General features: G+C 38.8%; 25 protein-coding genes. 22 read left to right on the top strand and 3 right to left on the bottom strand.

The features are described 5' to 3' along the window. The first annotated feature begins 1 nt into the window (after window position 1). The 4 genes from L1765_RS03935 (at window position 2) to L1765_RS03920 (ending at window position 2658) form a co-directional block, all read left to right on the top strand. Window positions 2–868: a 2-oxoacid:ferredoxin oxidoreductase subunit beta gene (locus L1765_RS03935; protein WP_236405302.1), complete on the top strand. Its 867-nt coding sequence runs from the start codon at window positions 2–4 to the stop codon at window positions 866–868. Window positions 869–958: 90 nt separating this feature from the next. Then, window positions 959–1192, top strand: a complete 234-nt coding sequence (locus L1765_RS03930; protein WP_236405300.1) for a hypothetical protein — start codon at window positions 959–961, stop codon at window positions 1190–1192. Window positions 1193–1333: 141 nt separating this feature from the next. Further along, window positions 1334–1906 carry a phosphate propanoyltransferase gene (locus L1765_RS03925; RefSeq protein WP_236405298.1) on the top strand — a complete coding sequence of 191 codons (573 nt, stop codon included), beginning with the start codon at window positions 1334–1336 and terminating at the stop codon, window positions 1904–1906. A gap of 17 nt (window positions 1907–1923) precedes the next feature. Beyond that, window positions 1924–2658: an MBL fold metallo-hydrolase gene (locus L1765_RS03920; protein WP_236405296.1), complete on the top strand. Its 735-nt coding sequence runs from the start codon at window positions 1924–1926 to the stop codon at window positions 2656–2658. Here the strand turns inward: L1765_RS03920 and L1765_RS03915 are convergent. Beyond that, complete coding sequence (locus tag L1765_RS03915) at window positions 2648–2827, bottom strand: hypothetical protein (RefSeq protein ID WP_236405294.1); 180 nt, start codon at window positions 2825–2827, stop codon at window positions 2648–2650. The two genes, L1765_RS03920 and L1765_RS03915, sit on opposite strands and share 11 nt — an antisense overlap. A 25-nt stretch (window positions 2828–2852) precedes the next feature. Then, window positions 2853–4043 (bottom strand): hypothetical protein, encoded by a 1191-nt coding sequence (locus L1765_RS03910; RefSeq protein WP_236405292.1) that lies wholly within the window; start codon window positions 4041–4043, stop codon window positions 2853–2855. A 207-nt stretch (window positions 4044–4250) separates the two neighbouring features. Between L1765_RS03910 and L1765_RS03905 the strand changes: the two genes are divergently transcribed. From L1765_RS03905 to L1765_RS03825, 17 genes are all read left to right on the top strand, one after another. Further along, window positions 4251–4673: a hypothetical protein gene (locus L1765_RS03905; protein WP_236405290.1), complete on the top strand. Its 423-nt coding sequence runs from the start codon at window positions 4251–4253 to the stop codon at window positions 4671–4673. Between the two features lie 30 nt (window positions 4674–4703). Beyond that, on the top strand, window positions 4704–4886 hold the full coding sequence (locus L1765_RS03900; RefSeq protein WP_236405287.1) for a DUF542 domain-containing protein: 183 nt from the start codon (window positions 4704–4706) through the stop codon (window positions 4884–4886). 260 nt (window positions 4887–5146) lie between these two features. Further along, window positions 5147–6610 carry a tRNA (N6-isopentenyl adenosine(37)-C2)-methylthiotransferase MiaB gene (miaB, locus tag L1765_RS03895; protein ID WP_236405285.1) on the top strand — a complete coding sequence of 488 codons (1464 nt, stop codon included), beginning with the start codon at window positions 5147–5149 and terminating at the stop codon, window positions 6608–6610. A gap of 7 nt (window positions 6611–6617) precedes the next feature. Then, complete coding sequence (locus tag L1765_RS03890) at window positions 6618–7052, top strand: RicAFT regulatory complex protein RicA family protein (RefSeq protein ID WP_236405283.1); 435 nt, start codon at window positions 6618–6620, stop codon at window positions 7050–7052. A 104-nt stretch (window positions 7053–7156) separates the two neighbouring features. Continuing rightward, the gene (locus tag L1765_RS03885; protein WP_236405280.1) at window positions 7157–7726 is read left to right on the top strand and encodes an outer spore coat protein CotE; all 570 of its coding nucleotides are present in this window, start codon (window positions 7157–7159) and stop codon (window positions 7724–7726) included. 100 nt (window positions 7727–7826) lie between these two features. Further along, entirely contained in the window at window positions 7827–9227 is a 1401-nt protein-coding gene (locus tag L1765_RS03880; protein ID WP_236405279.1) for a putative amidoligase domain-containing protein, read from the top strand. Between the two features lie 112 nt (window positions 9228–9339). Next, complete coding sequence (gene mutS, locus L1765_RS03875; RefSeq protein ID WP_236405277.1) at window positions 9340–11961, top strand: DNA mismatch repair protein MutS; 2622 nt, start codon at window positions 9340–9342, stop codon at window positions 11959–11961. 20 nt (window positions 11962–11981) lie between these two features. After that, complete coding sequence (locus L1765_RS03870; RefSeq protein ID WP_236405275.1) at window positions 11982–13469, top strand: MDR family MFS transporter; 1488 nt, start codon at window positions 11982–11984, stop codon at window positions 13467–13469. Next, complete coding sequence (locus L1765_RS03865; protein WP_236405273.1) at window positions 13462–14757, top strand: glycerate kinase; 1296 nt, start codon at window positions 13462–13464, stop codon at window positions 14755–14757. Before L1765_RS03870 ends, L1765_RS03865 begins: the two co-directional genes overlap by 8 nt. A gap of 16 nt (window positions 14758–14773) precedes the next feature. Further along, the gene (gene mutL, locus L1765_RS03860; RefSeq protein WP_236405270.1) at window positions 14774–16615 is read left to right on the top strand and encodes a DNA mismatch repair endonuclease MutL; all 1842 of its coding nucleotides are present in this window, start codon (window positions 14774–14776) and stop codon (window positions 16613–16615) included. A 3-nt stretch (window positions 16616–16618) separates the two neighbouring features. Next, a complete protein-coding gene (locus L1765_RS03855; protein ID WP_236405395.1) occupies window positions 16619–17389 on the top strand; it encodes a class I SAM-dependent methyltransferase in 771 nt (256 codons plus the stop codon). 9 nt (window positions 17390–17398) lie between these two features. Beyond that, on the top strand, window positions 17399–18373 hold the full coding sequence (miaA, locus tag L1765_RS03850; protein ID WP_236405268.1) for a tRNA (adenosine(37)-N6)-dimethylallyltransferase MiaA: 975 nt from the start codon (window positions 17399–17401) through the stop codon (window positions 18371–18373). Window positions 18374–18390: 17 nt separating this feature from the next. Beyond that, entirely contained in the window at window positions 18391–18621 is a 231-nt protein-coding gene (gene hfq / locus L1765_RS03845) for an RNA chaperone Hfq (protein WP_236405267.1), read from the top strand. A 254-nt stretch (window positions 18622–18875) separates the two neighbouring features. Next, the gene (locus L1765_RS03840; RefSeq protein WP_236405264.1) at window positions 18876–20108 is read left to right on the top strand and encodes an MFS transporter; all 1233 of its coding nucleotides are present in this window, start codon (window positions 18876–18878) and stop codon (window positions 20106–20108) included. Between the two features lie 83 nt (window positions 20109–20191). Continuing rightward, window positions 20192–21547 carry a L,D-transpeptidase gene (locus L1765_RS03835; RefSeq protein WP_236405262.1) on the top strand — a complete coding sequence of 452 codons (1356 nt, stop codon included), beginning with the start codon at window positions 20192–20194 and terminating at the stop codon, window positions 21545–21547. A 13-nt stretch (window positions 21548–21560) separates the two neighbouring features. Further along, the gene (locus L1765_RS03830) at window positions 21561–22160 is read left to right on the top strand and encodes a nucleoside recognition domain-containing protein (protein ID WP_236405260.1); all 600 of its coding nucleotides are present in this window, start codon (window positions 21561–21563) and stop codon (window positions 22158–22160) included. Continuing rightward, on the top strand, window positions 22157–22693 hold the full coding sequence (locus tag L1765_RS03825; protein WP_268928703.1) for a spore maturation protein: 537 nt from the start codon (window positions 22157–22159) through the stop codon (window positions 22691–22693). The genes L1765_RS03830 and L1765_RS03825 overlap by 4 nt, the downstream gene beginning before the upstream one ends. Here the strand turns inward: L1765_RS03825 and L1765_RS03820 are convergent. Beyond that, window positions 22676–23812, bottom strand: coding sequence for a D-alanyl-D-alanine carboxypeptidase family protein (locus L1765_RS03820; protein WP_236405258.1), 1137 nt, complete (start codon window positions 23810–23812; stop codon window positions 22676–22678). The genes L1765_RS03825 and L1765_RS03820 overlap by 18 nt on opposite strands. A 152-nt stretch (window positions 23813–23964) precedes the next feature. On the opposite strand from L1765_RS03820, the gene spoVK reads away from it, so the two are divergent. Then, a complete protein-coding gene (gene spoVK / locus L1765_RS03815; RefSeq protein ID WP_236405256.1) occupies window positions 23965–24921 on the top strand; it encodes a stage V sporulation protein K in 957 nt (318 codons plus the stop codon). The last annotated feature ends 83 nt before the right edge of the window (window positions 24922–25004 follow it).

Genomic DNA, 25004 nt, shown 5'->3' with positions numbered 1-25004 from the left:
TATGGCTACTTTTAAAGATTTTAGAAATCATATTAAACCCAATTGGTGTCCAGGCTGTGGTGATTTTTCTGTTCAGGCTGCCATTCAAAGAGCGGCTGCAAACGTTGGCCTAGAGCCGGAAAATTTTGCATTGATTTCAGGAATTGGTTGCTCCGGACGTATTTCCGGATACGTAAATGCCTACGGATTTCACGGTATTCATGGACGAGCCCTTCCTATTGCCCAGGGCGTAAAAATGGCAAATCGCGATTTGACCGTGGTAGCTGCTGGTGGTGACGGCGACGGCTTTGCCATTGGTTTAAGCCATACGATCCATGCCATTCGCAGAAATATTGATATTACCTATATTGTGATGGACAATCAAATATACGGATTAACGAAGGGACAAACCTCTCCAAGGAGTCAGGTGGGATTTGTCACCAAAAGTACGCCAAAGGGTTCCATTGAATCCCCCCTTGCGCCAATCGAAATGGCTTTAACGGCAGGTGCAGGTTTTGTTGCCCAAAGCTTTTCCAGCGATCTAAAAGAGCTTACTGAATTGATTGAATTGGGAATGAGGCATAAAGGATTTTCCTTTATCAATGTATTTAGTCCATGTGTGACTTTCAATAAAATCAACACATACGATTGGTTTAAGGAAAATCTTGTTTCCATTAACTCCATTGAGGGTTATAATCCATCAGACAGAATCCAGGCCATGAAAACCGTAATGGAACATAATGGACTGATTACTGGCTTGATTTATCAAGACAAAGAAAAGCCTTCCTATCAAAATCGAGTGGTTGGTTATGCTGAAGAACCCTTGGCTTATAAGGATCTGAAAATAACTGAAGAACAATTCTCTTCATTAATAAAAGAATTTATGTGATATTCCATATAAAGGCCATCGAATGATGGTCTTTTTTTTACTACAAATTACATAAACTTAAAGAGGAGATTGTTATCGGGGTGATTTCAAGTGGCTAAGCGGGTCGTTTCTATAAAAGATCTTCAACAAAAGATTAATCAACTGGAAGAAACATTAGATAATCTGCGTGTCGGTCGACGGGTATTAATGAACCTGTTGGAGATTACCCAAGAAGAAAGCAACCAAATGATTGCTGAATTACAAAGGGAAAATCTTCGTTTAAAAAAACAAAACCACAAATATGCTAAAGAACTATTTTTCTTGAAAGTAAAGGGATTCAAATAAATTTGATATGAAAATACAGTTTCATATCAATATGAGATCCTTCGGATCATGCATGTTTAGTTCCTGATCTATATGTATTCGGTTTGAAAAAATGTTACTATAGTACTGGTAAACAATATTTGTCTTAGGAGATGAGATTTCATGCACAACAAAATTCCAGTAGGTATTTCCAATCGGCACGTTCACTTGTCTAAAGAGCATTTATCATTGCTGTTTGGACCTAATTATGAACTGACAATAAAAAAACCTCTATCGCAACCGGGTCAATATGCAGCAGAAGAAACCGTTACTTTAATTGGACCAAAAGGGACAATTACAAACGTTCGCATATTAGGCCCTGTAAGAGGAACGACTCAAGTTGAAATTTCCAGAACCGATAGCTTCGTGTTGGGAGTAAATCCACCTGTTAGAGATTCCGGAAATGTCAAGGACTCGGCATCGATCATCATCAGGGGTCCTGAGGGTCAGGTCGAAATTGAAGAAGGGGTCATTTTGGCCGCGAGGCATATTCATTTTCATACCAGCGACGGTGAAAAATTCGGAGTAATAGATAAGGACAGGGTTAGAATAAAAGTGGAAGGTGAAAGAGGAGTTATTTTTGAAAATGTTCTTTGCCGTGTCCATGATACCTATGCCCTTGAAATGCATGTGGATACAGATGAAGCCAATGCTTCTGGATTAAAAAATGGCGATTTTGTGGAGATTATTAGTTAAAAAATTTGGAGGTACGAATGAAATTAACAGTATTGGGGTATCAATCCCCCATTCCTGGACCTGGAGGAGCTACTCCAGGTTATTTGATTGAAACAGGAAGGGGGGCCTTATTACTTGATTGCGGAAGCGGCGTGATTTCTCAGCTAATGAAGGTTTTTGACCCTGAATTGCTGGATGGGGTGATTTTATCCCACCTTCATTTTGATCATATCACAGATATTCATATCTTGAAATATGTGATGATGATGGCAGCCACTCAGGGAAAAAGGAAAAAACCATTACCTATTTATGCGCCAAATTATCCGACAGATATTTTTAAACAATTGTTTTATCGCTATTTTAGCTTGCATCCAATTGATCAGAATTCAACATTGCGTCTCATTGGTTTGGATATTTCATTCCTTCAGACGGATCATCCTATTCCTTGCCTTGCGGTGAAATTAACGGATCATAGGAAAACTATCCTGTACGGAGCAGATACAGGACCTGGTACACCTTGGTTTCCATTTGCCAACCATCCTGATCTGTTCATAGTGGAATCAACCTACTTGAACAAAAATAAACCGCCAGTTCTGAAGGGGCATTTAACTGCCGAGGAAGCGGCTAAAACAGGTTCTCGAATGGGAACCAAAAAGCTATTACTCACCCATTTATTCCATCAATATACTTATGATGAAGTGATGAAAGAAGCTTCCCCCTATTTCGACGGGGAGATCTACATCGCAGAAATCGGGTTGACAATCAATCTATAACGAAACTAAACATCCCTTTGATACCTTCATAATGCTCAGAGGCATATTGTCTGTGTTGAGATTTTACTTCCCATGGTCCGGGTCTGTTAGCAGGTTTGTAAAATTCTGTTGCAAACTCCGCCCTGGCAAAATCTCTTTTGTTTCGAAAGATATCATTATGATTGGGCAAGGATATTTCTCCTTTTTGAGTAGGTTCATCTTTCGTATGACTTCCTATGAAATAACAATACCCCTGCACCAATAAAGGGGAAAATACTTGATATAAAAAGCAGCCAATACAGTAAGGAATAAGAAACAGGGGATTTTATCCATTGAAAAAGCCCAGTAAGAAAAAGGAGAATTATCATCAATGAGCTTCCCAGTATAATAGATAAGAGAGAAAAATTAGACACTTTCCATCGGTACAAAATAATAGCGATAGCAAGTAATAAGAAAGTGACAAAACCTAATAGGGTCAGATGGAGGTAGCCAATAATAATCTGTCGCACCTCATATACACTCTTTGCCAACGAAGGGCTAATTGTCATCAACTCCATAAACCCTTTCACTGCAAGGGAGAGTAATCCCAAGGAAAAAGTTAATTGTATAACCCAGGAGGCGGTTATAGACAAAAGCGGTTTCGTTACGTTTAACAAAAACATGGTGATCCCCACAAAATATAAAATTCCTCCGAATTGAGCGATCAGAATTAGACTTGGAGATAAGTCAAGCCACATAATGGATAAAAAGTAAGTGGGAATAACCGCCAGCGTAGAAAGCCAAAACTGAACATTCATCCATTTTTTTGAATAAGAAATTCCCAGTTTCTCCAACAAGGCATATATAGCTCCCATGATTCCCAGAGTAAACCAGCCATTATATTGAAAATGAAGGTAGAAATAAAGGGCAGCATCAAAGAAATTCATGATTCCTGTATAACCGCTCATGGAGTAAGCCAATCCCCAAGGTCCAATTGATGATATGATATTAAATATAAATGCCATCAAGAAAAACGGATGGGCTTTAGTAGAACCTTTTTTCCTCTCCTTTAAAAAAAGGTAAAACACGTAATAGGAAATAAATATATGTAATGTGGCAAAAAGAATGGACCAAAATGCGTATCCCTCAAGTGCAAATGAAATCAGCATCCCGATATTTGCGATATGAAGAAGAGTAAATAATATCGGATGTCCTTTATTTTCTCCGACGTGTGAAAAAGTAAAGACAAGTCCAATTAATGCAATGTAAACCCAACCTAAAAAAGCCACATGGGAATGGGATTGTAATAGAAAATTAAAATCTAAATCAGGAAATAATGCGATAACAAATTTTCCCCTTAATATCACGCCAATGAGCATAATTAAAAAAAGATAAAGAAGTGCTGATTTGTATAGCCTTTCACCCATATATTTTCCCTCATTTCTGTGGTTTCCTAATCATTTGGTTTCCTAATCTTTAATTTTCTTTATTTTAGCATATATTCACAGTAAACTTAGTGATTTTAGTCACATAATGAATATGATATGGTAAATGTGATATTTATCACGACACGAAATAAAAAAACAGATTAAAATATAAGCTAGAAAAGAGATGGAGTAGAGGAGGCCGCATCGGTGAAAGGTTATACGAAGTACTTTATCATTGGAAGCATTTCGTATTTAGTAGTTGGGACATTTATGGGGGTGCTTTTCCTTTTTTGGCCCGAAATGATTAAATTTAGGGTAATACATGTACACTTAAATCTGCTCGGCTTCATGGCAATGATGATTTATGGAGTATTATATCATGTGCTTCCCCGTTTTATTGGACATCCTTTATATAAAGAAAAACTGGCCTGGATCCATGTCTATCTTGCCAATATCGGATTAATCGGAATGATTGCCACCCTTTTTGTTGCCTACAGTGGAAATAAGCTATTTTATCCCATTGCAGGGGTATTTGGTATCATTCAGTGGATCGGTATTCTAATCTTTGCTTTTAACATATTTATGACTTTTCGATTAGCTGGCAAGTCCCAAATCAGAATGTTTCATTAAAAAAATAAAATTTCAATGGAGGGATTTATTATGAACATTACCAAAGAAACGGTGATTAACGACATTATTGAAGCTAATTCTAACGCTATGGCATTGTTAAACCAATTTAATATTGATACTTGCTGTGGAACTTTCAATACATTGGAACAGGGAGCAAAGCAGGCAAACGCTGATGTGGAAGAAGTAATCAAGAAACTAAAGGAAATTTTTTAAGGGAGAACAGTTGCTTATCGAATATATCATTTCCTTCAAAAATGACGACATCCATTGAAAATTTTCATTGAAAATGTTTTAATGAAAATTAGTGTATGATATATAACAACGGAACTAAGGATTTGCTAAGGACAGCCTTTCCGTTCTTTAAACTCCAATCAGACTGTTAATTCTTCGTAGAACTCGACTTGAGGACGTGCAAATCTTTTAGTTCCTCTCATTAAGAATATTGAATTGTTATTTTGAAGGAAGTGATTCAGATGACGAAAACAAAGGATTTTGATAAATATTTTATCGGACCTAATTTAAAGGAAGCAAAAAAACGAGGGAAAGAAGAAACACAAATCCTACATTTTGATCCAATTCCGGAAGATATGCAACGAATTGGAGAAGGGAAAACTTACCTTCTTCGAACATATGGCTGTCAAATGAATGAACATGATAGTGAAACGATTGCCGGAATGTTGGAACAAATGGGGTATACCCCTACTGAAGATGAACATCTTGCTGATGTGATACTTTTTAATACCTGTGCCGTCCGTGAAAACGCTGAAGATAAAGTCTTTGGCGAGTTGGGACGGCTAAAACCATTGAAGCTAGAAAAACCTGAATTGATCCTTGGAATCTGCGGGTGCATGTCTCAGGAAGAAGCGGTTGTTAATCGCATTTTAACCAAGTATCAGCATGTTGACTTAATTATGGGTACCCACAATATTCATCGTTTTCCTCATCTACTTAGAAACGCTTTATTCTCTAAAGAGATGGTCGTTGAAGTCTGGTCTAAAGAAGGAGATATCGTAGAAAATCTGCCCAAAGTCCGTCAAGATGGATTAAAGGCATGGGTGAACATCATGTATGGTTGCGATAAATTTTGCACTTATTGTATTGTTCCCTATACTAGGGGGAAAGAGAGAAGCCGACATCCCCGAGATATCATTCAGGAAGTGCGCAACCTTGCCAGTAAGGGATATAGGGAAGTTACTCTCTTGGGTCAAAATGTAAATGCTTATGGAAAAGATTTGAAAGATGTAAATTACGGTTTTGGCGATCTCTTGGATGACATTCGAAAGATTGATATTCCAAGGGTTCGTTTTACCACCAGTCACCCTAGGGATTTTGATGATCACTTAATCGAAGTGCTGGCTAAAGGCGGTAATCTTGTGGAGCATATTCATCTCCCCGTTCAATCCGGAAGCACTGTTGTTTTAAAGAAAATGGCCCGAAAATATACAAGAGAAGAATATTTGGAATTGGTTAATAAAATAAAATCAGCCATCCCTAATGTGGTATTGACCACCGATATCATCGTAGGGTTCCCAGGTGAAACCGAAGATGACTTCCAGGATACTTTGTCCCTGGTTCGTGAAGTAGAGTATGATGCAGCCTATACATTTATATACTCTCCCAGACATGGAACGCCTGCCTATGAGATGAAAGATGATATTCCCGAAGAAATAAAAAAAGATCGGCTTCAACGTTTGATGGATTTACAGAATTCCATCAGCCGCAAAAAAAATGATGCCCTGAAAAATCAAGTGGTTGAGGTACTAGTTGAAGGAGTCAGCAAAAATAATCCAGAAATGCTATCCGGAAGAACCCGTACAAATAAATTGGTCAATTTTAAAGGGAATGAAAAAGATATCGGGAAATTAGTACAAGTTAAAATTACTGAGCCAAAAACTTGGACTCTTAAGGGAGAAGCAATAACAAGGGTGGAGGTTTAATAGAAACATGGAAGTAGTAAATCGAGAACAGATTTTAAAGAAGGCTGAAGAATTGGCTGATCTGATTTCCAATTCTCCTGAAGTGGACATTTTTAAAAAAGCGGAGGCCAAAATTAAAATTAATGAACGGGTACAAACCCTTATAAGCCAAATTCGGAAAAAACAAAAGCAGCTTGTATCTTATGAACATCTGAAAAAAGACGATTTGGCTAAAAAGGTGGAAGAAGAGATTGAGAGGCTTCAGGATGAACTGGATTCAATCCCCATCGTTCAAGAATTTAAGCAAACTCAGGTAGATATTAATGATTTGTTGCAATTGATTACCAATGTCATTGCAAATACAGTTTCCGAAAAAATTATTGTTTCCACCGGCGGAAATCCGATTACCGGAGAAACAGGAGGGCCAAAGGCCCATGTAGATACTGCATGCCGTTGCGAATAAGCCTGTGATTTTTTTCTGGTTCCAATTTTTTAAAAAAATAGGCACTCTAGGCCAATGTCCTGCATACAATTGATACTGAACGATTGTATGGAGGAGGTTAAGTGATGGCTATTCTCGATAAAGATTTGCTGTTCCGGGAAATTATCACAAAAGCTGTTTGCGGTAAGGGTAGAAAGTATTCAGTTGCCAACCATACCATTACACCTACCCATAGCCCTTCCAGTATTCTCGGCTGCTGGATCATCAACCACTCCTTCGACGCAGAAAAAGCAGGGGACGTGATTGAAGTTGTAGGTACCTACGATATTAATGTCTGGTATTCCTATAACAACAACACGAAAACGGATGTAGCGAAAGAAATGGTATCCTATGTTGAGAGGGTTCCACTTTCATACCTTGATGGTAATCTTGTGAAAGACCAAGTGGAAGTAAATGCATCTGCTACTCAAGCTCCGAACTGTGTTGAAGCGAGCATAAGTTCAAATGGCTCAGCCCTGGTAAAGGTAGAAAGGGAATTTTTAGTGGAGGTTATAGGAGAAACAAAAGTATGTGTTGTTGTAAGTCCCCATGGATGCTCAGATGATGACAAAGAATTTGATTTAAGTAACGATGATTTTGAAACGGGAGATTATACGGAACTGGATCCAGATGTCATTATTGATGACTTAGATTAACGGGAAGGAAATTGGAGGGGGAAATCCCTCCTTTTTTCTCACCTTCATTTGTCCAGACGCATATCTTGATATGAGCCAGATGAGGAAAGGAAGAAAACTCATGTCAGGATATCTTCTTCATCAACAGCAAAAGGGAATTGACCTGTTGATAGACATTTTACAAATGAATCACGGAACATCCCTTACATCTTTAGATGCTGGTCAATATTCTTTGATTGTTCAATGGGGGGCAGAGGAATTTAAACATGGAGATATTTCTGTCCCTGTTCTAAATACCGCTCAAGGCATTCAATACGCTACACATGAAAAGAAATTATCTTTTTTGCAGCTTAACGGAATCGCCACTGCTACTCAAAGCCAATCATTTATTCGTCTGTATTATGTCGTTTTGTTTCAAGATCAAATTATTTCAATCTATCGTTCTTCCAGAAAAAACATTTGGTTCAATGAAGATCAATTTAAAAACAAAAAGCAATTTATCCATATTCCTGTTAATCATCCCGGAGGAGAAATCAGAAGGATAAAGAAAATATCCATGAGAACCATCTATGCTTTGGGACTTGATTTCGGAGGAGTATTTGTAGGAATCTTGCCTGGTGACAAATGTAAGGTAATGGATATCCATGTCACTCCTTTTATGACCAGGGAATCTCTTTTAAAATTTAAACAATGTATTGAAGAATTTAGAAAACGTTATTATAAAGAAGATAACCAAGTATTACTTGGAGCAGATCCCGAGTTTGTATTAAGAAATCCCCAAGGAAAAATGGTGCTTGCATCAAAATTTTTTCAAAAACATGGAAAAGTAGGTTATGATGCCGTATCAATGAGAGGCGACAACAGTCGCAACAGACATCCTTTAGCTGAATTAAGGCCCGACCCTTCCAACAACCCCCGTCAACTTACCATCAATCTCTATCGTACGATGCTCCTTGGGATAAGGAAAATAAATAATCCGTCAATTGAATGGCTTGCAGGTGGATTACCATATAAAGGCTACCCTATTGGCGGTCATATTCATTTTAGCGGCATACCTTTTACTTTCCAATTATTAAGGGCTTTGGATAATTACTTAACCCTTCCTTTAATTCTTAATGAAGATCCCAGAGGAACAGCTAGAAGGCCCAGATATGGATATCTGGGAGATTTTCGCCAGCAATTTCACGGGGGATTTGAATATAGAACCCCTCCCAGTTGGTTGATTTCCCCAAGAATTACCAAGGGTGTTTTTGCTCTTTCAAAGGTAATCGTCTCTTCCTACCGCCAATTAAAGTATTATCCATTAATGTATATGGACACTCAGGAAGCCTATTATAAGGGAGATAAGAAAAATCTACTTCCTGTGGTACAGAACCTGTGGAATCAGTTGGAGCAGCTTCCTATTTATCAATCATATGAACAATACCTGAATCCCTTTCGTGATCTGATTTTTTCCTTGAGAACCTGGGATGAAACGAGAGATATCCGTCCAAATTGGCAATTGCCTCCATTTGCCAAATGAATGACTATTTAAGAATTAGGTATATGGGCAATCTCCTATCTGAATGTTAGCATCCAAACTTTTGTTTTGGTATAATCTTCATAAATGTAATTTTGACGTTGGAGGACTAATCATGACTAGCAGTCAATATACTCCCATGATTCAGCAATATCTTCAGATTAAAGCCAATTATAAAGATTCGCTTTTGTTTTTTCGCCTAGGAGATTTTTATGAAATGTTTTTTGAGGATGCGGAAAAAGCAGCAAGGGAACTGGAAATTACTTTAACCGGACGGGATGGAGGCACCGATGAAAAAATCCCCATGTGTGGAGTTCCGTACCATGCTGCTGAACATTACATTTCTCAACTGATTGAAAAAGGTTATAAGGTGGCCATATGTGAACAAGTGGAAGACCCAAAAGAGGCGAAAGGGGTTGTAAGAAGGGAAGTTGTTCGGGTGATCACTCCTGGGACAACCATGGAGGGTAAGAAACTTTTGGAAAAAGAAAATAATTACCTGGTTTCTTTATTTTCAGTTCCATCGGGTTGGAGTATTGCCGCCTGCGATGTCACTACCGGTGATTTTTTGGCCACGGAACTATCAGAAAATTTTCAACAGGCATTGGATGAAGCCGCACAATTTCAGCCTGCTGAACTATTGATACCTGAACAGGAGTTAAATCAGGAGAGAATTCAATTGATTCGCCAATTGACAAACGCTACCATTTCGACCATTGCCATCAATCATGGAAAAGATGAGGATCAAGACATTAATTTTATTGGAGAAAATGCTTCACCTGGTATTCATGCTGCAGTAAGGGGTCTTTTACAATATATTAAAGAAAATCAAAAGGCCTCTCTTCGTCATCTAAACTCCGTAAAGATTTATGCAAAAGAAGAGTTCCTAATGATCGATCCTGTTTCGAAAAGAAATCTCGAGTTGATCGAAACGATCCGCCAGAAAAAACGTGAAGGCTCCCTTCTATGGTTTTTAGACAAAACCATGACAGCTATGGGTGGACGGTTATTGAAGCATTGGTTGGACAAGCCCTTGATCAATATTGATCAGATAGAAGAGAGGCATCAGGCCATTACCTATTTTATCAATCATGTAATTCCCCGGAATGAAATTCGCACAATTCTAAAACGTGTTTATGATATTGAAAGGTTGATCAGTCGCATTTCATTTGGCAATGCCAATGGAAGGGATTTAGCCCATTTATCCATATCTTTAAGCTTATTGCCCAAACTGGCAAACCTCTTTTACAGTGAAGGAAATAAATTCGAGTATCCGTACCTTTTCCGGATTATTGATCAAATGGATTTAGCTGAAGATATTGTTCAATTGCTACAATCAGCTATTGTCGATAATCCACCATTATCCGTTAAAGAGGGTGGTATCATTCGTGATGGTTACTCTTCCTATCTTGATCAGTTAAGATCGGCGCGGAAGGAAGGTAAACATTGGATTGCCCAGTTGGAACAAAGGGAAAGACAGGAAACGGGAATTCGTTCATTGAAGGTTGGTTTTAATAAAGTATTTGGTTATTTTATAGAAGTGACCAAACCTAATCTTCACCTTCTACCTAAAGATCGCTATGAACGAAAACAAACCCTTGCCAATTCAGAACGCTTTATCACTCCAGAATTAAAAGAAAAGGAAGCGCTAATTCTTGAGGCCGAGGAGAAGATTCAAACCCTGGAATATGATCTTTTTTGCGAAGTAAGAGACAAAGTTGCCCAGCAAATTCATCGTTTAAAAAAAATTGCCAAGGATTTAGCACAAATTGATGTTTTGCAATCATTGGCAACAGTAAGTGATGATCATGGCTTCGTAAAACCAGTTCTTACTGAAAAGGGGGTTCTTCATCTTACAGATAACCGTCATCCGGTGGTGGAATCTGTTCTGCAGGATGGTCCATTTGTCAGCAATGATGTGTTTATTGGTGATGATCAACAAATTCTTTTAATCACTGGACCTAATATGGCCGGAAAAAGTACGTATATGAGGCAGATTGCCATATCTGTCATATTGGCGCAGATGGGTTGTTTTGTTCCGGCCAAAAAAGCGAAGATGCCTATTTTCGACCGTATTTTTACCCGTATCGGAGCGGCTGATGATTTAGTGGGCGGACAGAGTACCTTCATGGTTGAAATGCATGACATTTGTGTGACAACCACCCAAGCAACCGATAGAAGTTTGGTGCTGATTGACGAAATTGGAAGGGGAACATCTACACAAGATGGGATGGCTATTGCACAAAGCGTGATTGAATATCTGCATGACCGTATACATTGCAAGGCTTTGGTGTCTACCCATTACCACGAGTTATCTGCCTTAGAAAATCAGCTACCCAAATTAAAAAACTTTTGCATGGCAGTTAAGGAGGAAGGAGATCAGGTTCATTTCCTTCGAAAAATAAAAAGAGGTGCTGCAGATAAGAGCTATGGTATTTATTGCGCAAAAATAGCTGGGGTTCCTAATGATATTATAAACCGGGCCATTGAATTAATTTCAGTTCATGAGGAAATGAAACACCAGGTTCAAGAAACTGCAACCTCTAATGAAACAAATATTGTAACAATTGAAGAGCCCATCCAATTGGAGCTATTTTCTTCCCGAGAATTAGAGAAAGAGAAAAAAAGAAACGATAAGCACGAAGAAGTGATAAAAAAGTTAAAAGAGGTGGACCTCATAAACATGACTCCTTTGGAGGCTATCAATTTCCTCTATGAGATAAAGAAAAAAATTTAAAATGAAGGGGCTCCTTTCCAATGGTTGATCAAAGTACAAATAAACTGTTAGTTACAGCATCCCTTATGTTGGCTATGTTTTTAGCAGCAATGGAAGCGACCATCGTCGCTACTGCGATGCCTACCATTGTTGGGGATCTTGGGGGATTTTCCCAATTTACTTGGACTTTTTCTATATTTATGTTAACTCAAACCGCCATGATTCCCCTGTATGGAAGATGGGCCGATATGTTTGGTAGAAAACCTGTATTCCTTGGAGGCACTTTTCTTTTTTTGATCGGTTCAGTATTATGTGGATTAGCCACGAACATGGTGCAGCTCATTTTCTTTAGGGGAATACAGGGGTTGGGGGCCGGCGCAGTGATCCCTATGGCAACCACCATCGTCGGAGATATGTATTCCTTGGAACAGCGAGCGAAAATACAGGGATTATTAAGTAGTGTATGGGCTGTATCTTCCATCGTTGGTCCAGCTTTAGGAGGATATATCGTCGATGAATGGTCGTGGCCGTGGATATTCTTCCTGAACATACCATTTGGTCTTTTAGCAATGGCTGGAATTTCTCTATTTTTAAAAGAAAAGCTGGATAAGAAAAAACACAGAATGGATTATACCGGTTCAGTGGTTTTAATGGTGGGTGTTACATTATTTCTTATGACCATTTTACAAGGCGGTGTGAGTTGGCCTTGGCTTTCCATCCCAAGTATATCGTTATTTGCAGGGAGTATTTTACTATTTTTCTTTTTTATTTATTATGAGAAGAGCATAGAAGAACCCATTTTACCCATCGAAATCTTCAATAACCGATTGATCTTTTTGGCGAATGCTGCTTCTTTAGTTGCTGGAGGCTTAACCCTTGGAGCGGCCACCTTTATCCCTGCCTTTGTTCAAGCGGTATTAGGATATTCGGCCAAAATAGGAGGGGCAACTCTTGCAGTCATGTCGATCGGCTGGCCTATTGCTTCAACATTAGCCGGACGGTTGATTATACGGCTTGGATTCCGAAGAATAGCCATGTTAGGTTTCTTCTTTACAACCTTGTCTAGCATGATGCTTTGGTATATTAACCCTTCAACTTCCCCGGTATATTTGGGAGCTTCCATGTTTTTTATGGGATTGGGATTGGGGTTTTCTACCACCACGTTTATTGTTTCCATTCAAACCTCTGTCCCTTGGAATTTACGGGGAATCGCTACCAGCTCTAATATGTTTACCCGTTCGTTGGGCAGTGCAGTCTGGGTAGCAGCCTTAGGGGGATTGTTAAACATTTTAATTACCTTAAAATTACCCTATTCTTTTCAGGAAATCTCCGAACTGCTAAATCAACTGATCAATGAAGATGCACGCAGTGAAATCCCATCAATTGAATTGAAGAGGATTACAGAAGGGTTTACATATGGGATTCGATGGGTATTTCGCGCCATGTTTCTTACTTCAATCATCGGTTTTATGATCGCTTATTTCTTTCCTAGGAGCGGTCCACAGGAAAACAAACGGATGAGTGGCTAGGGTAATTGATGATCGAAGCCATTTATCTGATGGCAAACTGCCATTAAGACACCCACTTCCTGTGGAACTAATAGATATAGATGCTCACAGTATAGATAAAACTGATTTAAGGAAATGGGGTAGAGAAATGAAGATTGTTCTAGCTCCGGATTCATTTAAAGGAAGTTTGACCGCTAAACAGGCAGCTGAGGCAATGAAAAGGGGAATTCTTAAAATATTCCCTGAAGCAAATGTGAAAATGATTCCACTGGCAGACGGCGGAGAAGGAACAGTTGAAGCCATTGTGGCTTCTGTTGGTGGAAGATTGATAAAAAAAGAGGCAACGGGTCCCCTAGGAAAACCGGTTTCCGCATTTTTTGGATTGATTGACAATGGTAAAACAGCTGTGATTGAAATGGCGTCTGCGTCGGGTCTGACATTAGTCCCCCCTGACAAAAGAAATCCTTTGCTTGCTACATCCTATGGAACAGGTGAATTAATTAAAGCAGCTATGGATGAAGGGGTTGAAAGAATCATTATTGGAATCGGGGGGAGTGCAACCAATGATGGAGGGGTCGGAATGGCGGCAGCTCTTGGCTATCAATTTTTGGATATAGAGGGAAACCATTTACCACTCGGTGCAGCATCACTGCCGAAGCTCCATCGTATTGATCCAACGAATCGTGACCCTCGGATACAGCATGTAGAATTCACTGTTGCCTGTGATGTGAAAAACACATTGTGCGGTGAAAAGGGAGCTTCAGCTGTCTTCGGACCTCAAAAAGGGGCAACTACAGATATGATTATTCAGCTAGATCAAGAACTGGAGCACCTTGGCCGCATGATCAAAAGAGATTTAAATGTTGATGTATTCTCCATTGCCGGGGGTGGAGCTGCCGGAGGTATGGGGGCAGGTTTGATCGCTTTTTGTAACGCTCGTCTTCAGCCTGGAATCGATTTTATTTTAGATATTTGTCGGTTTGACGAACAGATTGAGGATGCAGATCTCATCATTACAGGTGAAGGGCAAACGGATGAACAGTCTGTGATGGGAAAAGCACCTGTAGGTGTTTCTTTAAGGGCAAAGAAATACCAGATTCCTGTGATTTGTTTATCTGGTTCCCTTGGAAAGGGATATGAAGAAGTGTATCAACATGGAATTGATGTTGCTTTCAGCATTATTCCTGCCCCTATCCCTTTACAAGTGGCGATGGAAAAGGGAGAGATCTGGGTAGAGAAGAGGATGGAATCCATCATGAGAGTATTCTCCATTAAAACGAATAATATTCGGACAGAGCCAAAAAAATGATGTAAGAGGTGACATCATGGGGAAAATCACTGTATTGAAGGATTATCTGGCGAACCAAATTGCTGCCGGTGAAGTGGTCGAACGTCCTTCTTCCGTTGTGAAAGAACTGGTTGAAAATGCTATTGATGCTGGTAGCACAAAGATAGAGATCCATATAGAAGAAGGAGGATTATCCCTCATACGAGTTTTGGACAACGGAGCAGGAATGGACAGGGAAGATTGTGAGAAATCCCTCCTTCGCCATGCCACAAGCAAAATTAAAAATGATAAAGACTTATTCCATATCAAAACCCTTGGCTTTCGAGGAGAGGCTCTTCCCAGTATTGCCGCTGTCTCGCGGCTTACTTTAAAAAGCAGAGCGGCAGATCACGATACAGGAACCTTCGTTTACGTTGAAGGCGGGGAAATCCGTGAAATTGGTACGATAGGATTTCCTGTTGGAACCGAAGTAACCGTAAAGGATCTATTTTTCAACACCCCTGCTCGTTTAAAATATCTAAAAACGATCAATACTGAGCTAGGACACATTTCCGACTACGTCAATCGTTTGTCACTATCCGCCACTCATATTTCCTTTTTGTTTAATCATAATGGAAGAACCCTCCTGCGAACCAATGGCGATGGAAAATGCCTTCATGTATTAGCCTCTATTTACGGCACAGGGATGGCTAAAAAAATGGTACCTGTTTTCGGTGAGACCATTGATTATCAATTAGAAGGCTTTGTTTCTTTGCCGGAAATCACGCGGGCCAACCGTTCATTTATCACAGTTATCGTTAACGGGCGGTATATTCGCAGTCATCATTTGTATCAAGCGATACTTCACGGATACCATACATTATTGCCGATGAACCGCTATCCCATTGTTTGTCTTTCAATAAAAATGGATCCTTCTCTTGTAGATGTAAATGTTCATCCTTCTAAATTAGAAGTTAGATTTAGCAAAGAAAAGGAGTTGGCCTCCTTCATCAGTGATAGAATTCAATCATCACTTCATAAACAGCAATTAATTCCGTCCTATTCCATGCCAGAGAAAAAATATCAATCAGTCGAGGTTAAAAAAAAATATGCTCCCGTTGAAGATCAGAATATACAAATTAAAGATCATAAACCGGAATTTGTTAAATCAGTCGTCACGACTAAAGAACAAAACATGCCACTTACTGATCAACATCTAAAACAGGAGAGTGTACAAGAAAGTTTTCCCTTGGATGACCTTTCCATTAAGTTGCTAAAAGATGAATCTTCCAATAAAGACAAAACGGATAACCAGCAAAAGGTTCCTCCTTTGACTCCATTGGCGCAAATTCATGGATCTTATATCATCGCTGAAGGAGAAGATGGCCTTTATTTGATTGACCAGCATGCAGCCCAGGAACGAATATATTACGAAAAATTTCTTCGGCTTCTTACCGATGAGTCCTTCTCCTCGCAGCTCCTTTTAGAACCCATTACTCTTGAATGTACTGTTCAAGAGACAAGTTTGCTTCTAGAGAGAGGTTCTCTGTTAAGAAAGATGGGTTTTGACATAGAGCCCTTTGGTCATCAATCTTTTATTATTAAAGCCCATCCATCCTGGCTTCCAGAGGGGAAAGAGGCAGAAATTATTGAAGAGGTTCTTGAAATGATAAAAGATAAGAAGGACCCGAACCTGGGAAATATCAGAGAAAAGTCGGCCATCATGATGGCCTGTAAAGCGGCGATTAAAGCAAACCAGTATTTAACCAAAGAAGAAATGGAACATCTGATTAAAGATCTTCGCCAATCGAGAGTACCGTTTACTTGTCCCCACGGGAGACCAATCATCGTACACTTTTCCAGTTACGAGCTTAAAAAAATGTTTAAAAGAGTGATGTAATTGATGATACTTACTTCCAGTCACAACATCTCAGAAGAGATACTGAAGCAATTGGAATACTTACAATCTGAACCCTTCTTTACCTATGTTCCTCGAAGAGATCGCTCTATTCGTCAAATGATGAAAGATTACAACTCGGAAATAATCTTAGTGGTGACAGAGGATGGATTAAAACTGTATGGGTTGCATTGGGATCAACCCTTTTTCTTTCATCCAAGTTCTGCCGTATTTAGAATAAAGCGCTTAAAACATGGTGATAATGATACCATGGTTGAATCCTGCCAATTACAAACAGGGGATACCTTTTTAGACTGCACATTAGGATTAGGTTCCGATTCCATTGTTGCGTCCTATGTTGTTGGAGAACAGGGAAAAGTAACTGGAATTGAATCTGAGAGGTGGATTGCTTATCTGGTACAATATGGTATCCATCATTGGAAAGATGGTTCTCAGGAGTTAATCTCAGCAATGAAACGCTTAAAAGTGGTTTGGAGTGATCATTTGAGTTATTTAAAACAATTGCCGGACCATTCTTTTGATATCGTCTATTTTGACCCAATGTTCCGTCAACCTGTTTACTCATCCTCGGGGATTTCCCCCTTGCGCCAATTGGCAAATAAAGAAAAAATTGATATAAATGCCATTAATGAAGCAAAAAGAGTGGCTAAAAAGAGAGTAGTCATCAAAGAAAGAAAAAATAGTGGAGAATTGAATCGGTTAGGTTTCACACCAGTCACGAAAGGGAAAGTCACCTTTGGTGTGATTCAACTATAGGAGGGAGAAATGACCAGAGAAAAATTATTGGCGATTGTGGGTCCTACTGCAGTTGGAAAGACTGCCCTAAGTTTACAATTGGCTAGGGTATTTGATGGCGAGATTATATCCGGTGATTCCATGCAGGTTTATCGGGGAATGGATATTGGGACTGCAAAGGTATCCCCTGCGGAGAGGAAAAGGATCCCTCATCACTTGATTGATATTAAAGACCCAGATGAGAATTTTTCTGTGGCAGAGTTTCAAGCGCTGGCTATCCCTCTAATTACAGATATTTATTCAAGAGGAAAGCTTCCCATTCTTGTAGGAGGCACAGGTCTTTATATCAAATCTGTGACCCGTCATTATCAGTTTCCGGAAGCTGCTCAGGATACAGCATATCGTAAAAAACTGGCACAGAGAATGAAAGACGAGGGACCGGAAACTCTTCTTCATAAATTGAAAGAACTAGATCCAGAAACTGCCAACCGACTCCATGTGAATGATAAAAGACGAATTATCAGGGCATTGGAAATTATCCACCTTACAAACAAAACCATGACTGAATATATCAAAGAACAAAAAGAGCAAATTAGAGAAAGCCCATATGACCTCGTGATGATAGGATTAAGCGTAGATCGCCAAAAACTTTATCAACGAATTAATTTAAGGGTTGATCAAATGATCCATGAAGGATTGGTCAAAGAAGTTAAAAAATTACTTGATATGGGTTATGGATTAGAGTATACTTCCATGCAGGGATTGGGTTATAAAGAATTGATCCCCTATTTAAAAGGAGAGATCTCTCTGGAAGAAGCTGTAGAAGAAATTAAGTCACGTACAAGAAAATTTGCCAAACGGCAATTGACTTGGTTTAGGCAAATGCCTGAAATTCATTGGTTTGATGTAACCGATGAAAAAGAATGGAATCGCAATCTCTTAAAAATTACTCAATTTGTAGAAGGAAAGTTTCCGATTTTGAAGAATATAAATGAATCAAGTTAAAATGAGGGGGTTCCTTAATGAAACAGTCGATCAATATTCAGGATACGTTTTTGAATCAAATCCGTAAGGATGGTATTCTCGTCACCATTTATTTAGTAAATGGTTTTCAATTAAGAGGAATTGTAAAAGCTTTTGATAATTTCACCATTATTTTGGAATCTGAAGGGAAACAGCAGATGGTATATAAGCATGCTATTTCTACATTTACGCCTTCACGTTCCATTTCATTAATGTCAGAAGAAGATTAATCCGCTAAAAATTTCTAATGAGAGAGCATTGAATTTACACTACAAATCCATTACAATGAAAATTGATCAAACAATTAAGTTTGGTTGAGAGATTTGGCTTAACTCTAATTGAGTTAAGTCCTTTTTTTATTTTATAGAAGATTTTATTCTTGTATTTTTACTTTACTATTCCTTTAAATCGGATTACACTATTTGCGTAAAATCATTTCGTTAACCTAAATATTATTTTCTTTTAACGGGAAGAAGGGACAATAATGGGAATTTACTCACCTTATGATATAGAACAAAACAAAAAGTTCAGTATATATAACGGAGCTTATTCAATGATTGCCCAAACCTTGGTAGCTAGTTATTTACCGCTATATGCCATTCATGTATTAGGAGCTACGAACCAACAAGTAGGGTGGATCAGTTCTATCCCATCATTGATGGCCATGATCGCCATGATTCCTGGAGCAATCTGGATTAATCGGCTTCACAAGAAAAAGGAATTCACCGCCTATACAGCCCTCACTGCCAGATCCTTCTTTTTATGGTTTGCTTTAATTCCTTATTTACCCTTTACAGATAAAGCATGGTTTCTTGTTATTTTATACGCTTTGATGAATATTCCTTTCGCAACGGCTAACTTGTCCTGGCAATCCCTTATCGGTGATCTGATTCCAGACAGGGAGAGAGGGCAATTCTTCAGCAACCGAAACCGTTTTGTAACAATCGTATCCGCCGCGGCAATTCTCTTGTCAGGTTTTGTGATGGATTTATTTGATAAGAAACTGGCAGGTCCCTATCAGGTACTGTTTGTTTTTGCTTTACTGATGGGATTCATGGAAGTTTTTTATTTATTAAAACATATAGAGATCGTAAAACGCCAGGACAAAAGGAAAAAGGTTCGAAAGGTTAAATTTTCCTTTTTTGCACAGATGTTTAAACACCGATCTTATTTATTTTTTTTGGTAAGTGCAATTATTTTTAATTTTGGTTGGCAAATGGCTTGGCCATTATTTACTATTTATCAAATCAATTATGCGAATGCCACTGCTCTTTGGATCAGCCTGTTTACGGTAGCTAACCAAATTTCTCAAATCATCAGTTACCGTTGGTGGGGAAGTTATGCCGATAAATGGGGCAATTCCACCATGCTGTTTATTGCATCGGCAGGATTGTCCTCCGCTCCCATTTTGATGGTATTATCAACAAATGTTATTTATTTAACAGCGGTAAACCTTTGGACAGGATCTTTTGTAGCCGGAATCACCATGCTGCTCTTTAATCAATTGCTTGCCGTTTCTCCAGAGGAAGACCGAACTTCATTTCTTGCCAACTACAATTTTATTATTGCTTTTATTGGTTTTGTCTCTCCACAAATAGGGGTTTGGTTGCTGGAAGTATTAAATATGTTTCAGGCTATGGCTATTTCAACCATTATTCGCTTGCTGGGAGCTGTCTCTTTTTTCCTTGTTGCCTTTTATCTGGACAAAAAAGCTTAACCTCTTGGGTTAAGTTTTTTTGTTCTATTTAACAGGTTGTACAAATAGACATTAAAGAGATGTATATTTTTGAGGTGATATTTATGAATAGGAGGTTAAAGATAACCTTTTTCTTGTTATCGATCACCGTAACGATCATATCCATTATGTCATTTATAACAAATCCAAATTATACGGTTGAATTCTTGAATGAAAAAGAATTTCTGTTGGTTATTCAATATCCTTTTCCAATGAAAAACCAAAAAATAGAAAAAGATGACATATACATTATTTCGGAAATCCCAGGAACGTCTTTCTCAAAGACTGGGAGTTGGCAGAATAAGAAAACCCTGGTCATTAGGATGAATCAAAATGATTTGCCTCAAGGTCAAAAAATCTATTTTTCCATTTCAAATCAGAAAACCAGGATTGGCGCTATTCCGATCACGGTAAAAGGTAGCTTTACTCCAAAGGCCTCCCTTTCATCTATCACCCTTATTCCTGAAAAGAATGTTTCAACAAGAAATCCTGTCCGAATTAAATTTAATACATTGATTGAAGAATCAAGTATGAAAAGTATCAAGACTGACATTAAGGGAACGTTTACTCCCGTCACCATAACCTTACCCAACGGAAAAAAGGTGCTGAATAAAAGTGAATGGGAATTTATCGCAAATGAACCCCTGGAAAATAATAAAGTATACAACTTTGTATTTCCAAAGGGATTTTCCAGTAAAACCGGTGACTCATTGGATGAAACCAGGGTAAGGTCTTTTCAGACCGCTTCCAAACCTGTTCCAATAAAAATTTTTCCAAGTCCGCAGTCTGCCCATCAAGATGTATATTCACAAATTTATATTCAATTTGACCAGGAAATGAAAATGGGCATCATTCAATTATTCAATGTTACGGAAAACTACGAAATCTTGGGTAAAACCATTGCGGTAGAAAATCGCCTTCAATTTAAACCGGATGATGCTCTTCTTCCTGACAGCAAGTATTTGGTAAAGGTACAGGGAATAAGCAAATTTAATGAGCCCAGCGAGAGTTTACAGTTTGCTTTTGAAACCAAAAATATTGGAGAGCGGTTATGGGTAGATGTTTCTCTAGGCGAAAAACATGTGATGTCGGTTTATCGAGGGAAAAAATTATTGCGAAAAATGTTGGTATCAGGCGGACGGCCTGGCCTTGAAACCCCAAAAGGAGTATTTTATACGAAAGATAAGGGCCCCAGTTTTTTCTCCTATCGTTTTCAGGAAGGAGCAACATATTGGGTTCGATTGTTCGATCAGTACTTGATTCATTCCGTTCCCAGGGATGATAACTGGAAAATCAAAGAAGATGAACACAAAAAATTGGGGCTTCCAGCCAGTCACGGATGTATTAGGCTTGACGAAGAAGATGCAAGATGGTTTTATAGCATCGTGGAGCAGGGAACGATGGTGATCATACGGGATTAAGGAGGGTGTTGCGGTGAATTACGTATTCTTTTTCCTTATCTCCTTTGGTATTGTTGTAGCTGCCATCACTGGAAACATCCAGTCTGTCACGACCGCTGCCATTCAATCTGCAAACTCAGCCATTGAACGCATCATTCAGTTAATGGGCATTATCACCTTATGGCTTGGATTGGCGAAGGTAGCAGAAAAGGGGGGAATATTAAGGGGATTAGCAAGGGCATTATATCCATTTATCCGTTGGCTCTTTCCTTCCATTCCTGCAAGACATCCTGCCATTCAGTCGATTTTGATGAACATGAGTGCCAATATTCTTGGGTTGGGAAGTGCGGCAACACCATTTGGTTTAAAGGCGATGGAGGAATTGCAAAAATTAAATCAGGATCCCAAAACGGCATCTGAGGCGATGTGTACCTTTTTAGCTTTGAATACATCTAGTCTAACAATCATTCCCTCTACGATCATTGCAATAAGACTCTCTTTGGGATCGGAAAATCCTGCTGAAATAATATCCACTACGTTATTAGCCTCGGCCACTGCTACGATCACAGCCGTATTGTTGGACTTTTACTTCCGAAAGAAAAATAGTGCAAGAGGGGATGGGCATTCGATATGATTAATGTATTCACTGCTATCAGTCAATGGGCCATACCCCTGTTTATTTTTTTTACCATTACTATCAGCCAATTCAGAGGTGTAAAGGTATTTGAAACCTTTGTAGAAGGGGCCAAAGAAGGGATTTTCCTTTCCATCAAGTTAATTCCGTATATCCTTGGCGTATATGTGGCATTTGGTATTCTAAAAGAATCGGGAGCCTTGATTTTCCTTCTTTCTTTTCTTTCCCCGATTTATCAATTATTAGGCATACCTGTAGAGATATTTCCTCTAATGATTGTTCGGCCCCTGTCGGGACCAGCTTCCCTTGGAATCACGATGGATTTGTTGGAAACATACGGACCGGATTCCTTCATTGGAAGGATGGCTTCCACGATTGATGGAAGTACAGATACCACATTGTATATCATGACATTATATTTTGGTGCCGTTGGTGTAAAAAATATCAGATATGCGCTAATCGTTGGACTTTCCGCAGATGTAATGGCATTTTTATCTTCTGTTTTCTTCGTTAAGTTAATTTTTGGAGGGTGATACCCATTTCTTTCGAATTTTTTCCCACCAGTTCAACCTGTCGACGGTCTCAATGGATACCACATCTAGTTTTTTTACTAGTTGATCTTTAAAATAAATCTGTAATTCGCCTACTTTTTCACCTTGTTCCACCGGAGCCGATAATTTTTTTTCTAGAAAAAGCTGTTTTTTTATATATTTTTCTTCTTCATCAGTAACTGGATATGAAAATCCGCTTGAAAGAACAGCAGTGACCTGCTCTTTCTTTCCGTCAATCACAGGTATTTCCCCAACATTAGATTGATCTACTGCGATCCATACTTTCCGGTATTTTTTGAACGCCTGATTCAGCAAATAGGAAGAATCCTGGTACCAATTTGGGGCACGAAGAACAATACTTGCCAACTGCCAGCCATCTCTTGTTGCAGAAGATGCCAAACATCTTCTGGCTAAAATCGTATATCCCGTTTTCACTCCATCAGCACCTTCAAAAGAGTACAACATCCGATTTTTGTTATACAATTTTCTTCCTTTTGTACGATTATTCAATGGAATTTCATAAAATTTTGTAGATACAATCTCGGCGAAGGTAGAATCTTTTAAAGCATAGGCTGTTAATTTGGCCATATCCCTGGCTGTTGAAAAGTTGGACCCTTTTCGCTCGTCTAATCCGTGGGGATTGATGAACTTGGTATTCTTCATTTTCAATTGTTTTGCTTTCTCATTCATCATTTTTACAAATCCCTCAACATTGCTACCTATGTGTTCGGCTATAGCGGTAGCAGCATCATTTCCGGAGCGAAGCATCATTCCGTAAAGCAAATGTTTAAGTTTTAACTTTTCATCCAATTGAAGATATATGGATGAACCATCAACCCCATGGGCCCTTTTACTGACGGTTACAACATCTTCAAGGTTTCCATTTTCTATCGCAACAATAGCAGTCATAATTTTTGTTAAACTAGCAATACGCATGGGAGTATCAGCATTTTGCTCGTATAACACTCTTTCGCTTTCTACATCCACTACAATGGAAGCTTCTGCACTTAAGGCGACAGAAGAAGCAGGAAATGTCAAAATCCCGATTAAAATAGCTGTTGTTAAGATTGCCGTCAGTTGTTGAATGGATTTAAAAAACACGTCTGTTGCCCCCAATTTACTTTATTTACCTTATTTATGATGTTCAAATAAAATGCTTTCGATACTGGAATAATTGGGGAAATATTTTTTTCACCTCTTTCTGGGCTCATACGTATACTATCTCACGACCAAATAAAACGAGGTGATATATTATGGGTAACAGGCGAGTATTGACCACCTCTACGCCTCGTCAAATTCAGGTGGTACTTCACCACGAAAGGCCCCAAAGTGATTCCTTGGCCGAATTAATAAAGATCAACAATTTAGAAAAAAAAGACACACAGTATCCAACGAAAGACACATTGCATCACGCCATTAAAGAACTGGATCAATTAATCGGGTTAAAAAAAGTAAAGAAGCTGATTTATGAAATCTATGCCCTTTTATTTATCAATCATTGCAGGCAGCGTATCGGACTAAAATGTGAATCACAAGTATTGCATATGATCTTTAAAGGAAATCCGGGTACAGGAAAAACAACAGTGGCTCGAATCATGGCAAAGTTATTAAAGGAAATGAATGTTCTTAGCAAAGGACATTTGATAGAAGTGGAGCGGGCTGATTTGGTTGGCGAATATATAGGACACACGGCGTTAAAAACCAGAGAACTTGTAAAGAAAGCACTTGGTGGGATTTTATTCATTGATGAGGCGTATTCACTCGCAAGAGGCGGAGAGAAAGATTTTGGGCGGGAGGCCATCGATACTTTAGTCAAGGCGATGGAGGACCACAAAAATGATTTTGTTTTGATTTTGGCAGGTTATTCCTATGAAATGAATCAATTCCTGCAATCCAATCCTGGATTGCCATCCCGTTTCCCAATTCAAATTTCATTTCCGGATTACAAAGTGGATGAGCTAATAGATATTGCAGATTTGATCCTTCATGAGCGGGACTATAAATTATCACCGAAAGCAAAGTTTATGTTAAAAAAACAGATCCAAAAAGAAATAGATGATTCTTACCATCATTTCAGTAATGCAAGGTTTGTGCGAAATATAATAGAGAAATCGATTCGAAACCAAGCTGTCCGTTTAATTCGGGAAAAAAACCAAAGCAGGGAAGATCTCATGATGATCACTCCCCAGGACATTAATCCTGATATGTAAGAGATCGGGGTAAAAAAATCTCTCTTGAAATTGAAGATGCCTTTTACAGAAAAGCGTTCCCGTATTTCGTATTATTCATAATG

Source organism: Microaerobacter geothermalis, assembly GCF_021608135.1.
Classification (GTDB): domain Bacteria; phylum Bacillota; class Bacilli; order DSM-22679; family DSM-22679; genus Microaerobacter; species Microaerobacter geothermalis.
This window is presented reverse-complemented; position numbering and strand designations above follow the sequence as displayed.